The sequence below is a fragment of the Paenibacillus sp. DP01 genome (assembly GCF_044784315.1).
GTDB classification, from domain to species: Bacteria; Bacillota; Bacilli; order Paenibacillales; family Paenibacillaceae; genus Paenibacillus; species Paenibacillus polymyxa.
Genome location: NZ_CP173059.1, coordinates 812,018 through 826,491, shown reverse-complemented (window position 1 = coordinate 826,491; position 14,474 = coordinate 812,018). Strand labels below are relative to the sequence as shown.

The following is a 14,474-nucleotide window of genomic DNA, read 5'->3' as shown; positions in this document are numbered from 1 at the left end:
ACTTAAAAGAATTGGAGTGAGAGAAATGGCAGTTAGTCCACTTTGTAAACGGTTTGCCGATATATTAAAAGCAACACCTCAAATCATTAACGGAGTTTGTACTGCATCTACAGTCAGAAATAACATCAAGCCGATCATTTTGGGGAAAAGGGCCAGATCCTTTCTTGCCATCCCCCAAGCTTTTTCTTTCGAAAGCATTGGCCGTAACGGAAAAGGTTTATGTCTTGGCGAAACTGTGATTCTGACCGCAGAAATTAATCCGTTTATTTCTCGACTTCGTAACCATGATATCAAAGTGACGGCACTCCACAATCACTGGCTATTCGATAACCCTAACCTTTGGTACATCCACTTTGAAAAAGTAGAAAAGCCGCTTGTTTTCGCCACAGAAGTACGTGACGCGCTTAATGTCTTGACAACGAAGCCTGTACGTCCGGTGATTAAAAAGAAATAAGCTATCAATAAATGCAAGAGATCCGCTTAGGCGGATCTTTTCTTTGTTATGGCTACCTTTGCCCTGAACCCCTTATTTAATCACTAGCCCCAAAAGGCCAACAAAGGATGAAGCCTGATGCGGTGAGATGATGCAACCATTCAAGTCTTCTATCTCCACTTGTAATCCGTCAAATTCGCAATCACTGAGATCAATTCCCTTGAGCTTGGCCCCCGACAGGATGGCTTGATCCAGATTGCAACGGGCAAAAGAGGTTTTTTGTAGTGTTGCATGATAAAGATCTGCACTTATCAAAGAACAATCCTCAAAACCAACTTGCTTGAAATTAGCAAAACGGAACATCGAATAATCCCCTAGGCAATCCAGAAAACGAACGTTTTGGAGCCTACTTCTCGAAAAATCCGTTCCGAGCAATTTACAATTTCTGAACTCTACCCGATGGATAAAGGAGCCGGAAAAATTAATATTAGACAGATCGCATTTATCAAAAATGATGTCTGTCCATTCACTTTCCGGCAATGATGATTCCATGATGGTGACATTTTTGAAGACCATCTTCTCTAATGAAACCTTAACTGCTTCCATATTGTCCAAAATAATATCCTCTACAGACCCTGTACTAAGTTCGTCTTTGGATCGTATGGAGCGTATTTCTTCATTTAATACGGGCAAGTCCGCAGGAATCTTCGGTGACTCCATTTTATTTTTCATTATAGCTCTACCTCCACTATGAATAGATTTCTAGGATATCTATATGAATCTATTTTCTATCAATTCTCACGCATAGGGTAGCAAAAGTATATTTGACACATATATTAACATGTGAGCACACTCACGAACCTTTGTTAGGAGGTTGATAGCATGGCAGTACAGCTATCTAATCAAATATTCTCCATCTCAATCGGGGATTATGGGGATATCTCTTCCTTGCGTCTGACAGGAGACACCTTCAATACGAATTATGTCATGAACGGCTCTAACGCACCTAAACAAAATACGTCAGATCATCAATGGCTGGGTGAACTCATGTTCACCTATCGTCTCGGTAACGGTGCGTGGACTCGGGCATGGACAAGCAATTCTGCTGATGTGCGCCAGATCATCTCTTCTGGTAACAGCGTCCAGGTATCCTATCAAAATTCCTCCAACCATCAGGGAATACGCAACTTCACTTTACAAGAAACCTATTCGTTGGTTAACGACTATTTACATTGGCAAATGAAAGTAACGAATACTTCTAATCAAGCACTGGAAATCGGAGATTGGGGGCTGCCGCTTCCTTTTAACGAATACTGGTCCGGTGGCAATAATGAACAAATCTATGAAACCAGAGTACTCTCTCACTCCTTTGTAGGTCATCACAGTTCCTTTATTACAGCTGGACGACCTAGCGGCATCGGACCGTATATCCTGCTGCTACCTGATGCCGCAACGGGTGCTGGTCTCGAATATCAGGACCACTGGAGAGTCGAGGAGCATCCTGGCAGTACATGGGCTATGGAGCAAGGCGGCTGGTCTGAGGGACTGAATGTGTTCTATATCCACTCCAATGTCATCAAAAGCACCAACCGTGGTTATCTCGGAAGCACCAGTCTGTCGCTGGCCCCTGGTGAAAGCAAAACGTATGCCTTTAAATTCTACAAGGTAACGGACGAGCAGGCTGTAAAGGACAGGCTATACAGCGAGGGGCATGTGGATGTGACTGTGGTTCCGGGTATGATTGTCCCGACCAATCTCAAAGCTAAATTCGATCTGCATACCCGTAAATCCATTACCTCTGTCACAGCGCAGTATCCCTCCGAAACGACCATCAGCTATTTGGAAAATGCCCCTACAAACCACAAAATATATGAGCTTACACTGGGACGATTGGGTCACAACAATATTACAGTAAATTACGGTAACGGCGAAAAAACCGTTATCCAGTTCTATGCCATTGAGCCGGTTGACACTGCACTTCAGCGTCACTCCACCTTCATGGTCAACAGCACCCAATGGAACGTACCGGGAGACCTGCGGGACAAGGTATTTGACGACTGGATGATGCAATATAAGGCCAAACGCAACAGCTTTGCTGGCTACTGGGGCTGGGGTGATGATTGGGGATTAACTCACGGCCAGTTTCTAGCGGAGAAAAATGTCCAGAAGCCCGTGGCGTCTGAGATCAAGGCTGTCGATGATTATCTGGAGGTGGCTATCTGGACGAATCTGATGGAAGGCCATCATACCGATTATTTGGTCCCTGATTTCCTGATGCCACAACCTAATACGACACCAACATACCGGGGCTATGCCTATCCGCACATTTATAATACGTTTTTCAGCATGTATAAACTTGCCAAGCTGTATCCCAACCTGGTCAGCTATCGCAATAGCAAAAACACATATTTGCTACGTGCTTATCGTATTTTTAAAGCGTTGTATGAAGGTCCTGTTGCTTATAACTGGAACACAGGGCTTATGGGTGAACTGACCACACCTGATATGATTAAGGCGCTTCAGGAAGAAGGATTGACTACTGAGGCTAACGACATGATTGCCAAAATGGCTACCAAGTACAACAATTTCAAAAACACCACCTATCCCTATGGCTCTGAGTACAACTATGACAATACTGGCGAAGAGGCGGTATATACACTTGCCAAAATGAACGGCAATACGACAATGATGAGCAAAATCAATGCCAAAACACGCGCCGCACGCGGACATATGCCTGTCTGGTACTATTACGCCGATCCGGTCACAATCACCGGAGAGAATTGGTGGAACTTCCAGTACACCACTTCGCTGGCGGGCTATGCGATGGATGACTGGACACGTCGTTATTCGTCCAAGCCAGAAGTGGACCAGCGCCTATCCTATGCCGCCAAACTGGCGAACATCGGGGCGATTAATTCAGGACAGATCAGCCCGGACCCTGCCAATATCGGGGCAGTATCTTGGACATATCAGGCAGGTAAGGGCAATTACGGCGCCCTTGGTCTGGACGGCGGCCCTCTCTTTAACGGATGGCGTGGCATGTCCGGGGAAGCCGATCTAGGACTGTTTGGAGCCATTAAAGTCCTAAGTTCGGATGTTGCTGTCGATCCCATATTTGGTTTGTTCGGTTATGGTTGTGACGTTGCAGAAAGCAATAACAGCTATACAGTTACTCCAAAAGATGGCGTATTCCAGCGTCTGCATCTGATCACCCAGAAGCTGAGTCTGGAGTTGAACCGGGACCAATATACCTTGGCCGTCGTGTCCAAATCCAAGAACAACATCCGTCTGATGTTGAAAAATACGACACCAGGCACAGCTCATACTACTACTGTGACAATAACCGGACTCGCGACAGGTACGTATGACGTACTGGTAGACGGCACAAAAACCGGCTCAGTCACTGCTGTTAACAGTGCTGCGACTACAACCAGCCTGAATATCGGTACGGCAGCCAACTACGATATCCACATTCAGTCCAGTACAGGCAATCCAGCTCCCGCTGGGGACATTATAGCCCATTATGAATTTAACGAAACGGCCGGATCAACCGCAGCCGATTCGTCAGGTTATGGGCAGCAGGCCAGTGTAATTGGCGGCTCGTGGAGCGCGGGGCGGAATGGCAATGCCCTGCGCCTTAACGGTATTGGCGCCTATGCCAGCCTGCCCGGCGGAATAGTTAGCAGTTTAAATGACTTTACGATTGCAGCATGGGTACGAGTGAACACGCATAATGGCTGGGCTCGTCTGTTTGATTTTGGAGCAGGAACAGATCGGTATATGTTTTTGACCCCGAAGGCCGAAGGGACAGGTATGCGTTTTGCCATCACTGTCTTGGGGAACGGAGAGGAACAGCAGCTGAACGCCCCGGAACTGGCGACAGGGGTGTGGAAGCATGTCGCAGTGACTCTGTCAGGCACTACGGGAATTATGTATGTGGACGGTATAGAGGCGACACGTAACACGGGTATGACGCTGAGACCTTCCAGCCTTGGACTGACAGATTGGAACTACATTGGGAAATCCCAGTTTGATGATCCTTATCTTAACGGTGCAGTAGATGAGCTGATCATTTACAACAGAGCTCTGACTGCTCAGGAAATCAGGGGCTTGGCCTCGGCAAGCAGCACCATTACAGCCCATGATTTGAGAGTCCAAGCATATGCTGAAGGGGCCGAGTAGAATGTAATTATAAATTTAATTTAATGCATTCCTTTCATGCCATTAACGTTTTAGATTGTGAATGATTTGTATTATGAATGATTCGTACCGTGAATCATTGGCGTCGTAAATGATTGGTATCGTGAATTATTTTTGCGGGTGCTTCCCATCGCCTCCGCCCCGGATTTCTTATCTCAATTCTGCAATCAGGGGAGAAATCCGGGGAGATGATGCTTCCGAAGCGAGCCTTCCTATGGAAAGCTGGTAAATCGACCACTTTACCGAGGGGTCTAGCCGTAGCTCTTCCATCTGCAGAGCAATTAGCTTCGTCTAATACGTGTCGTTCTTGGTCTTAAGCGAACGAGCTCCTCACTGGTGAGTTGTCTAGTATAGGAACGAGGGGAAGATCCTGTATCTACCCTGAGCACCCTGCCTGCCCCGCTGGGGCGGGCTACTCGTGTGTTGAATACCTGCATGACCCACTGCACTGGAAAGGCTATGGATAAGCGACCATCTGCCGTGCCTGCATAGTTGACCGCGGCTGCATAATTATCGGACTGTCTGAGCCATACAGAGCCGGAATCCCCGGGTAGTGATACAGGAGTCGTACCTCTAATAACTGTCTGATCTTCGAAGGTCAGCAGGCCCAACTCACCACCATAATTGATTTGCAAGTCCGTATAGACGGACTCTACCGTGCCATTAACCCGCCCGCTCGTACGCCCTACCTTCTTCAATCTTTCTCCTATGCGATAGGCGGTAACATGACCCGGAATCGCTCCCACTGTAGCATAACGGGGATTGAGCAGGTTGTTGCGGGTCGGAAGCGAAAGCGCTGCATCAATCAGGTTCGTTCCAGTGGGATTTAAGCGTACGTAACGATACAGTCGTCCTATACGATCCTGGGCAACCGTCCCCCCATCGGCTCCGCCTGGCTGAATTGTAGCCTCCCGATTGTCTGTATTGGAGGGATTGAGCACATGGTTATTGCTTAAAAGATAACGTGTAGCCGGCGCTCCAGTTGGGGCAACGATAAGTCCGGTTGTACCGGAGCCTTCAATCGTCCCGACACTGTAGCCGGCGATGACCGGGCGGATGCGCACTTTGTAGTCCGTAGCATTAGCCCTGATTTTTCCAGTCTTTACAATTCGGACAGGAACGTTCGATTTCTTCCCTAAGGCAGTGGCCGACAAGAGTCCAGTAGAGGCCGACGCTAGACGGTCCGTGTACACAATGACAGCGGCTCCCTTTTTGGGGTGCGCAGGGTCCCTGTAGCCTACGCCAATGCCGTGAACACCGGACATTTTTAAGACTCGCTTGGCCATCCGCTTTTTCACTTGAAGCGCGGCCGAGAAGGTAGCCAACATAATCATCTCCTTTTACATTCAGATGAAATATTGTATGGCTAAGGCCGCTCTGCGTTCCATTTGATCTTACGATCGCTGTTGCTCTCTAGAGCCAAATGAACCGCTGCGCTACCGAACTCCGTATCGAACTATATATGAAAGAATTACAAAATATGGTATAATCACTCGCGAAATTGGCATTCGATCATTTGATTCTAATGTTCGAGGAGGTATTTCATGTTTTCAATGATATTGACATACAGCATACAGACAATTGTAATTTTACTGATTATCTTCACAATGTTGAGAAACAACAGAAAGAAAATAGGCCGGGGATCACTTTCACTGCTGCTATCTCTTCTTGGCATGGCTGTTTCTTTTGAATTTGGCGATTACATATTCGGAGACCAGTTGCTTTCCTTTTTAGGAATGTCAGCATGGTCCAATCCTGTTAATAATACTGGGTTCCACTACACTATTTTTGTATCGAGTATTTTTTTTATTCCTAGTTTCATCATTGGATATAAAAATCCTGAAGATTTTGGAGCTCTTATTGGAAGACGAGTTTCTAGTATTTATCTATTTATAATCATCATTTCGCTTTTATTTTTCATAATAAGCTGTTTGTCGAAGTGAAAGTTAGATGTGTGGTCATTCCAAAATAAGAGGCCTTTCTATAATTGAACTGATCTCTGTTAAGTAGACCGTAATAAAAAAGCAACCTTAAGCAGCCTAAGTCCGATATTCATACGGTCTTAGGCTGCTTAATTTCTGTTAAAAACAATGGTGTGTAGAAATAGATGTAACGTCAAGTGTGCGAGTATGAATTCTCTATATAGTACAAGAATAACAATAATTGCAATCAAAATTCATAAGAGTGAATTAAAAATTCATAAAAATGAACCGGAAATATTTTCTTTTTCACATACTTAGCCTCTACCACTGTTTGCAGAAATTGATAGTTTATTGTTATATGAAATAATTTTTACTTCAATAGAACTATTTTAGTTTTTTTCCTTGCAGTCGATATAATTGAGGATTCGCTAAAAAGCCCTTTCCTATAGGAAGATGGGATCAACTCGCTAAAAATAATGTACGTTGTGATTGATAGTAAAAGTCAACCAGCCGATCCGAGGAGGTAGTGTACTAGAACATTTTTCACTTAACACACCTTATCTTGCGTTAACCGATAGCAAGATATAAAACATTAGGAGGATAACCAACCAATATGAATTCATTCAAGAAAACGAAGAGCTTGATTACCGCCCTGACCGGGGCTGCGTTATTATTCGCGCTACCCATGACGGCAGGAGCGGAGAGTAATATCAATTATACTGGCATGTTCCTGGGCTATGACGGAAGTGTAGACACCAGTCCTGTCCAGACCTACAACCCTGACATCGTCTCTTATGATCTGCTGAACTGGAACTACGGGGGGAGCGATGCAGCCTCTATTACCTCCCATAGCGCCTCAGCCATCCAAGGCTTAGGTAAAATCGTTACCATTTCTACCCACATGCCCAATCCCCAGGGTGGAAATGTAAACGCCCCGATGTCTGATTCCGATTTTAAGATCTTGGCCAATACAGACATTTCATCCATCAATTCATCCAGCCCCGCATGGCTGCAAAATTATAAGGCTCAGATTGACAATGTCGTGACTAGCCTGCAAAAGTTTGACTCATCCCCCGTCTACTACAGACCCTTCCATGAAATGAACGGAGGCTGGTTCTGGTGGGGAAACAAGAACACGACAGACTATAAGAACCTGTACATCAATCTGTACGATTACATCGTGACGACCCATGGCATGTCCAACGTCAATTTTGTCTATGCTCCAAATAAAGGAGCCAACGCGGCCGCTTATTATCCCGGCTCCAGCTATGTCACTTGGATTGGCATCGACGCCTACAGCGACGATCCGTCCAATGACAATGAAATCAAGATGGCTTACAATGACATCAAAGGACTTGGCAAAACTTATGGCTTCTGTGAGATTGGACCAGCCGTGGGCGGCGACCATGTGGATCGCAACAATAATCAGCTCAAGGAATTCGATTATTCGCTTTGGAGCAATGCCCTGAATGAGGTCTACACTGGAGCAAGCTTCTTTATCACCTGGGACGGCGCTTATGCTCCGCAGAACAATACGAATAGCAGCACGCTGTTTGCGAAGTAAAGCTCACAGTAAGCGTCCGGCTCCCGGTTCGGCAGCAAGGCATCGTACGTGTTATCCCAAGAAGACAGCAAGTTCCTGGAAGATTAGGACGTCATCAAGCACGACAAAAAAGCATGCCCTTATGAACTGAAGTTCCCTATCAAGCAGCCAGTTATTAATAAGCCCTATTTAAACAGCCTGAGTCCCATATTCGTAGGGGCTCAGGCTGTTTAGTCTCTTTTGAAAACGTTCGTGGTTAAGAAAGGCTTTTTTTAGCAATGAGAAGCACAGCTTATCCCTTAACTGCTCCCTCCGCAATGCCTTCCATAATGAATTTTTGAAAAAAGGCATAGATCAGAATAACCGGGATGGAGGTCAGCACGAGCGCAGCCAGAATGAGCGACCAATCCTTGTTGTATTCTCCAAACAACATATTGGTCGAGAGAATCAGGGTGTAATGGTTCACATCCGTCAGCATCAAAAGTGGAAGTAAAAAGTCATTCCAAATCCACAGGAAATCCAAAATGGCAATTGTGACGGTGATCGGCAGCAGCAAGGGAAATATAATGCGAAAGAACGTTTGGAACTCATTGCAGCCGTCCATTTGCGCGGATTCTTCCAGCTCACGCGGGATGGATTTGACGAATCCATGATACAAAAAGATGGCCATGTTCACGCCCAAACCGATATAGATCAAAGCCAAGCCGTACGTACTGCCTTGAACAGACAAATCTTTTGCCATTCGTGTAAGCGGTATCATTATAGAGTGAAAAGGCACCAGCATGGACGCAACAAACAGGAAGAAAATCGCACTGCTCAGTTTTCCACTTGTACGAGACAGCTTGTAGCCTGCCAGTGCCGAACAGACCACGATCCCGCCAATGCCGATAAAAGAAATAATCGTAGAATTCAGAGCGCTGTTCAGCAAATGGGTCTGATGAAAGGCCTGGCTGTAATTTTCAAAGTGAAGCTTCGTCGGCAGCGCCGTAAAGGATGCAAACATCTCACCCTGTGTTTTAAACGAATTAATGACCGCCATGTAGATTGGGAAGAAGGACACGACTGCGCCCACGCACAGCATCAGCGTGATCAGCAAGGAATTAGCCTTTTTCAGCCTCATGCCTCCACCTCCCTCTTCTTCATGACACGCAGCTGGATCAGAGTAAAGATGAGCACAATGGCGAACAAAATAACGGATTTAGCGCTCGCATAACCATAACGGAAGTTGTTGGAGAACGCCTCCTCATAAATGTTCATTGTAATGACTTGTGTACTGCGTCCCGGTCCCCCGCCAGTCAGCCCATACACGACCTCGTACACCTTGAAGGCACCGTTAAGTGTCAGGAAGAAACAGATCGTAATCGCGTGGGTAATCATCGGCAGCGTCACACTTCGCAATGTCTGAAATGCGTTCGCCCCGTCAATAATAGCAGCCTCCTTCAAGCTCTGCGGTACACCCTGAAGCGCAGCCAGATAGATGATCATCATATATCCCACACCATTCCAGAGCGAGACAATAATGATGGAAAAGAACGATACTTTCGGATCGCCCAGCCATGATTGACCTAAAAAGGCGATGGCCGTCTTTTCAGCAATCTGCGGCAGCACGGAGGAAAAAACGAATGTCCACATAAATGCGCTAATAATGGTACTGATCATATTGGGCATAAAAAATATCGTCCGAAAAAATCCTTTGCTGCGTGTGCGTGATTCAATCAACACTGCCAGTACTAGCGCAAGTACATTTTGTAGCACGATCATGACCAACACGTATTTAAGTGTAAACCAAAGGGAATTGAGAAAATCGGGGTCTTCCTTCAAGGATTCCACAAAGTTCCCCAAGCCGATAAAGTTGTAATTGGGATTCAATCCATTCCAGTCTGTAAAGCTGTAGTACATGCCGCTGATCGTTGGAATAAGCAGGAAGATGGCGTAAAAGATCAGTGCCGGGGCAGTAAACGCCAGCAGCATGACGTATTTTTTGTAGATTTTAAAAGGCATGGAGTCTCTCCCTCCCGATGTCATTCTGTAGGTTCCCGCTACTTGTTCACTTTGTTATACGATTTCCATGCCTTATCCAGCGCCTTAATGACGTCATCCTGTGAGAGCTGACCAGCATAATAGGATTGGAGCGATTTGCCAGCCTCGTCCTTGACCGCCTGTGGGATGGATGGATCTTGATACGACTTGCCTGCTTTCACATATTCGGTAGCGTCATTAACCCAAGGATAGCTTTTGAACGTATGGACTTTGGAGATAGGGTTAAATTTCAATGCTTCATAGAACGCGCTGGAATCCTTGTCGTCCAACACATAGTTAACAAAATCGAGTGCAACCTCCTTATTCTTGCTTGTAGAGGATACAGCCAGCGAAGTCGAAGTGGACAGATTGATCAAGGTCGCATTCGGATCGTCATTAATCGGTAGCGGGGCTACTCCAAAGTCCATCTTCGGATCCGATTTTAAAATCGTTTCCGCAAACCACGGCCCCTGAATCCACATCGCCGCTTTACCTGAGGCAAAGGCCGCCGACCCATCATCCCCGCCAATTTCCAGCGCCTTATCTGTACCGTTGCTGTTCACTAGATCAATAATATCGAACATGCTCTTCATTTCGGAGAAAGAGCCTTTGTCCTGATTCATCCGTTCGATAAAATCCTTATTCTGTGTGTTCATCATTGCACCTGCAGTGAGCGGCACGAACAACTGTGGAATCCAGGATTCCTTGTAGGACAACAGGAACGGTTTCACATGATTCGCTTTCAGCTTCTCGACGACAGCCTTCATTTCGGTCAACGTTCCCGGCGGCTTCAAATCCAAATCCTTAAATATCTTTTTATTGTACAAATAGCCCCAGGAGATCGTTTCCAAAGGAACCGCTACAACCTTGCCGTCTTGAGTTGTCACCGAGGGCTTAACGCTGTCCATCAATTTGCTGACAAATGGCTGACCGGACAAATCCTCCAAGTATCCCGCTTTGTAAAACGGTGGAATTTCATTCACCGCATGCAGTGCGAATACGTCCGGTGCATCGTTGGATGCGAGCCTTGTCTTCAAAATTTGTGCGGCATTGTCAGCAGGCGGCATCTCCAGTTGAACGGTAACGTCGATATTTTTATCTTTCTTCTCTTTGGCTACAAACGCATTAATGTATTTATCGTAGTGTTCTTTCAAACGGGGCTGGGCAATAAACATTTTGAGATTTACGGTTTTGCCGTCTCCACCGGAACCGCTGCTGTCACTGCCTGAAGAATTCGCTCCACATCCGGCCAACAACGTGCCAACCAGCATCGTACTCAATACACCTTTCCACATCTTCATGCAAAATGACCTCCCCTAAGTTGAAAATAACGATTTTGTATACGTTTTCATTATAGGATGGGAGGCCACTTCTGCCATTGGACACCGTTAGCATATTGAATTGGATTTTTTTAAACTTCCTTTCTCATTTCACCGGGGGCCATGCCAAAATGCTTTTTAAATACCCGATAAAAATAAGACACATCCTCGTACCCAGCCATCTCTGCAACGGCTTTAATTGAAATCTGTTTATTGGCCAGCCATTCCCGCGCCTTTTCCATTCTCCGTTCTACAATGTAGTCCGTTACATTCTGACCGTACTCCTGCTTAAATACCTTGCTCATATACTCTTTGCTCACAAAAAAGTTTTTCGCCAACTGCTCCAGTGTGATCGGCCCAGCATAGTAACTATCGATATACCGCCGTACCTCCTCCAAATTCAGCTTGTTTTTGTATTTCCGCTGCCGAATCAGCTGATCCAGTTCCTGAACATAGCATGACGATACGAATTCCAGCGCATGTTCTACAGAGGATAGAACAGCCTGCGAAAGCGGAAATCCACCCTTTGCCGTAGAAGTATTCAGCCCGTTATCCGCTGACAGCTCTTTCAGCAGAGAAAGCAGCTCCTGCACCAGCCTGCCCAGCATAGTTTGACCTGGTGCTCCATAACTCTCCAACTCCTGCACAACCTGTCTGCATGTTAAGTTCACCCCATCACGATTCAGCTCATTAAAATAAAGACGCAGCAGTTGCTTATACCGGGTTAACTTGTGAAAAAACTCATAATCCAGTTCTGTTGCTTCTGGTTGCTGTTCGGCCAACTTGACCTCCAGATCGTTTTTGCATTTGAGCAGCACCGCATTCAGCTCGACAGGATTGACAGGCTTTAGCAAATAATCAATAGCCTTGTAACGGATCGCATGTTTGGCATACGCGAAGTCATCATATCCGCTCACGACAATGATTTTCACATCAGGACATTGGTTATTTAGCGCTTGCAGCAGCTCCACTCCGTCCGCACCTGGCATGTGCATGTCCGTAATCACAATGTGGGGAGCTAACTCCCCGACCAGCCTGAATGCTTCATCTCCGTCCTCTGCCTCGCCCACCACCACCATTCCAAGCTTTTCCCATGTGCCAAACGTCTTCAAAATATCGCGGTTCCACGGCTCATCGTCAACGATTAATACCTTGATCATACTTTGCCCTCCTCTGCTGAGGTGAATGGAATACGAATAGTGACACATGTACCGACTCCTTGCTCACTATCTATCGTCACTCCGTAATGCACTCCAAAATTCATCCTTATACGTGAAGACACATTGCTTAATCCAATATGACTACCCTGCGCCCAAATTGGTTCCTCCGATGCGTTTTCCAGCCTAGCTCGAACTTTTTCCAGCTTGTCGGGGGGCATACCGTTACCATTATCGCTGACCGTAATGCACACATCTTCTTTCATAATCTCCACGCGGATTGCCATTCGCCACGCCCCTGCCTTGCGATCAAGACCATGCTGAAATGCGTTTTCCAACAATGGTTGAAGCGATAGCTTCGGCAAACGAATATCCATTGCCTGCTCTTCTGTCTCCACCTGAAATACCAATCTTTGCGGAAAACGACGCTGCTGGATGCGCATATAATGTCCCACATGATCGAGCTCTGCGCGCAGAGAGGCCATATCCTGAGGCTCCCGTACCACGTAACGGAACATCTCACTCAGCGAACGAATGACTTCATAGGTATCCTCCGGCTTTTGCGAAAACACCATACTTCCGATCATTTGCAGCGTATTTTGCAGAAAATGAGGATGAATCTGCGCCTGGAGCGCTTTCAATTCAGCCGTCTTTTTTTGCAAATTGATACTGTATTCTGTCTGGATATGTTCGCGTATTCGGCCTGCCATCCCATGCAAACTTCTTTCCAGCAACCCAATCTCATCCGGTCGTATACTTGGTTCTCCAACCGGTCCCTTGATCATATCCAGTTCCTGCACCGAACGCGCCAAACGGACAATCGGGCGTGCGGTCCGCCATGCGATGAAAACGGCGATGCAAATGGAAACCAGGATTGAAATTACGCCTACGACAATACCATACAGCATGGTTGAAAAGGCACTGTGGTTAATGGAGGAAGTCGGTATGATTTTGACCAGTTTCAGTCCAACCACATCCAGATCATTGTAGAACACATAATGCTCGGCAGTTTGAAGCATCCCGGGACCCGGCTTAACGTCACGAAGAGCAGCCAGCACTCCTGCAGGAGGAGGCGATTGCCGAGCCTGCACTGGATACATAACTCTGCCATCCCTATCTGTAATCAACACTTGATGCTGATCCCCTCGTCCCAGCAGACCCAGCGTCTGATCGAATTGTGACCACAGCACCTCCAATGAAATAGCCCCCGTCTGCTTCTGGTCTTCAAAACGCCGAATACTGCGTGTCAGTGTAAAGCGTTCCGGGTCAGCGGAGCTTGGTCGAATCGAATAATCCTTATTCGCTTGCCACATCTCAGCATACTGCGGGGGAATACCGCCCACTGTCGTAATTTCATTTTGCATACTATTGAAGGTGAACACGGTTTGCGATTGCTTCAGATATAGCTGAATACCGATGACATGACTCCCGGCTGAATAATACACATTCGCCAGCGTATTCAGCATTTTTCGCTGGGCATTAAATTGGCTTGAAAGATTGTCGGGTTCTCGTTCATTCAAATAATCGCTTAGATCAGGGCTGATCTGAATGCTGTAAATCAGATGATTCAGACGATCTAACTGGTCGCTGATATAAATGCCCGTCCATTTCATATTGGACATGTTCGTCTCGACCACTTCGGTTTCCATAGACGATCTGCTTTTCTCCGCAGCCAGCACCGTGACAGCAATGACCGGCAGCACAGATAGAACAATCATCGTCAAGACTAGCTTGAGCTGAATGCTACGTCGATACGGGGCCATCAGCGCCCGGAACCAGCGGATTGCTCGGGTTGGCATAGCGATGCACTCCTCTATTCAGCCATATGCGAAAACGCCCCGCAATTCGCAGGGGCGCTTCACTTGCCGGATACTCCCGGCC

At 46.5% G+C, this 14,474-nt stretch carries 11 protein-coding genes; 4 read left to right on the top strand and 7 right to left on the bottom strand.

Annotated features, from left to right (window positions below):
* Positions 1 to 25 precede the first annotated feature (25 nt).
* Positions 26 to 454: a DUF1259 domain-containing protein gene (locus ACH59B_RS03690; RefSeq protein WP_016819386.1), complete on the top strand. Its 429-nt coding sequence runs from the start codon at positions 26 to 28 to the stop codon at positions 452 to 454.
* Positions 455 to 526: 72 nt separating this feature from the next.
* Here ACH59B_RS03690 and ACH59B_RS03685 read toward each other — a convergent pair whose 3' ends face one another.
* Entirely contained in the window at positions 527 to 1,165 is a 639-nt protein-coding gene (locus ACH59B_RS03685; RefSeq protein WP_025363990.1) for a pentapeptide repeat-containing protein, read from the bottom strand.
* 150 nt (positions 1,166 to 1,315) lie between these two features.
* On the opposite strand from ACH59B_RS03685, the gene ACH59B_RS03680 reads away from it, so the two are divergent.
* Positions 1,316 to 4,615 carry a DUF5695 domain-containing protein gene (locus tag ACH59B_RS03680; protein WP_103042170.1) on the top strand — a complete coding sequence of 1,100 codons (3,300 nt, stop codon included), beginning with the start codon at positions 1,316 to 1,318 and terminating at the stop codon, positions 4,613 to 4,615.
* A gap of 299 nt (positions 4,616 to 4,914) precedes the next feature.
* Here the strand turns inward: ACH59B_RS03680 and ACH59B_RS03675 are convergent, their stop codons facing one another.
* Positions 4,915 to 5,961, bottom strand: a complete 1,047-nt coding sequence (locus ACH59B_RS03675; RefSeq protein WP_016819389.1) for a hypothetical protein — start codon at positions 5,959 to 5,961, stop codon at positions 4,915 to 4,917.
* A 216-nt stretch (positions 5,962 to 6,177) separates the two neighbouring features.
* Here ACH59B_RS03675 and ACH59B_RS03670 point away from each other — a divergent pair, with 216 nt between their 5' ends.
* Together ACH59B_RS03670 and ACH59B_RS03665 are read left to right on the top strand one after the other, a co-directional pair.
* Positions 6,178 to 6,576, top strand: a complete 399-nt coding sequence (locus ACH59B_RS03670) for a hypothetical protein (protein ID WP_016819390.1) — start codon at positions 6,178 to 6,180, stop codon at positions 6,574 to 6,576.
* A gap of 592 nt (positions 6,577 to 7,168) precedes the next feature.
* On the top strand, positions 7,169 to 8,119 hold the full coding sequence (locus ACH59B_RS03665) for a glycoside hydrolase family 26 protein (protein ID WP_193190414.1): 951 nt from the start codon (positions 7,169 to 7,171) through the stop codon (positions 8,117 to 8,119).
* A 271-nt stretch (positions 8,120 to 8,390) separates the two neighbouring features.
* On the opposite strand, the gene ACH59B_RS03660 is transcribed toward ACH59B_RS03665, so the two are convergent.
* From ACH59B_RS03660 to ACH59B_RS03640, 5 genes are all read right to left on the bottom strand, one after another.
* Complete coding sequence (locus ACH59B_RS03660; protein WP_017425736.1) at positions 8,391 to 9,218, bottom strand: carbohydrate ABC transporter permease; 828 nt, start codon at positions 9,216 to 9,218, stop codon at positions 8,391 to 8,393.
* Positions 9,215 to 10,099, bottom strand: coding sequence for a carbohydrate ABC transporter permease (locus tag ACH59B_RS03655; protein WP_016819393.1), 885 nt, complete (start codon positions 10,097 to 10,099; stop codon positions 9,215 to 9,217). The genes ACH59B_RS03660 and ACH59B_RS03655 overlap by 4 nt, the downstream gene beginning before the upstream one ends.
* A 38-nt stretch (positions 10,100 to 10,137) precedes the next feature.
* Positions 10,138 to 11,418: an ABC transporter substrate-binding protein gene (locus ACH59B_RS03650; RefSeq protein ID WP_016819394.1), complete on the bottom strand. Its 1,281-nt coding sequence runs from the start codon at positions 11,416 to 11,418 to the stop codon at positions 10,138 to 10,140.
* Between the two features lie 110 nt (positions 11,419 to 11,528).
* A complete protein-coding gene (locus ACH59B_RS03645; RefSeq protein ID WP_016819395.1) occupies positions 11,529 to 12,596 on the bottom strand; it encodes a response regulator in 1,068 nt (355 codons plus the stop codon).
* On the bottom strand, positions 12,593 to 14,392 hold the full coding sequence (locus tag ACH59B_RS03640) for a sensor histidine kinase (protein WP_016819396.1): 1,800 nt from the start codon (positions 14,390 to 14,392) through the stop codon (positions 12,593 to 12,595). The genes ACH59B_RS03645 and ACH59B_RS03640 overlap by 4 nt, the downstream gene beginning before the upstream one ends.
* Positions 14,393 to 14,474 lie beyond the last annotated feature (82 nt).

Coding starts and splice junctions, on each gene's coding strand:
- ACH59B_RS03690 (WP_016819386.1), top strand. CDS start 26: ATGGCAGTTAGTCCACTTTGTAAACGGTTTGCCGATATATTAAAAGCA.
- ACH59B_RS03685 (WP_025363990.1), bottom strand. CDS start 1,165: ATGAAAAATAAAATGGAGTCACCGAAGATTCCTGCGGACTTGCCCGTA.
- ACH59B_RS03680 (WP_103042170.1), top strand. CDS start 1,316: ATGGCAGTACAGCTATCTAATCAAATATTCTCCATCTCAATCGGGGAT.
- ACH59B_RS03675 (WP_016819389.1), bottom strand. CDS start 5,961: ATGTTGGCTACCTTCTCGGCCGCGCTTCAAGTGAAAAAGCGGATGGCC.
- ACH59B_RS03670 (WP_016819390.1), top strand. CDS start 6,178: ATGTTTTCAATGATATTGACATACAGCATACAGACAATTGTAATTTTA.
- ACH59B_RS03665 (WP_193190414.1), top strand. CDS start 7,169: ATGAATTCATTCAAGAAAACGAAGAGCTTGATTACCGCCCTGACCGGG.
- ACH59B_RS03660 (WP_017425736.1), bottom strand. CDS start 9,218: ATGAGGCTGAAAAAGGCTAATTCCTTGCTGATCACGCTGATGCTGTGC.
- ACH59B_RS03655 (WP_016819393.1), bottom strand. CDS start 10,099: ATGCCTTTTAAAATCTACAAAAAATACGTCATGCTGCTGGCGTTTACT.
- ACH59B_RS03650 (WP_016819394.1), bottom strand. CDS start 11,418: ATGAAGATGTGGAAAGGTGTATTGAGTACGATGCTGGTTGGCACGTTG.
- ACH59B_RS03645 (WP_016819395.1), bottom strand. CDS start 12,596: ATGATCAAGGTATTAATCGTTGACGATGAGCCGTGGAACCGCGATATT.
- ACH59B_RS03640 (WP_016819396.1), bottom strand. CDS start 14,392: ATGCCAACCCGAGCAATCCGCTGGTTCCGGGCGCTGATGGCCCCGTAT.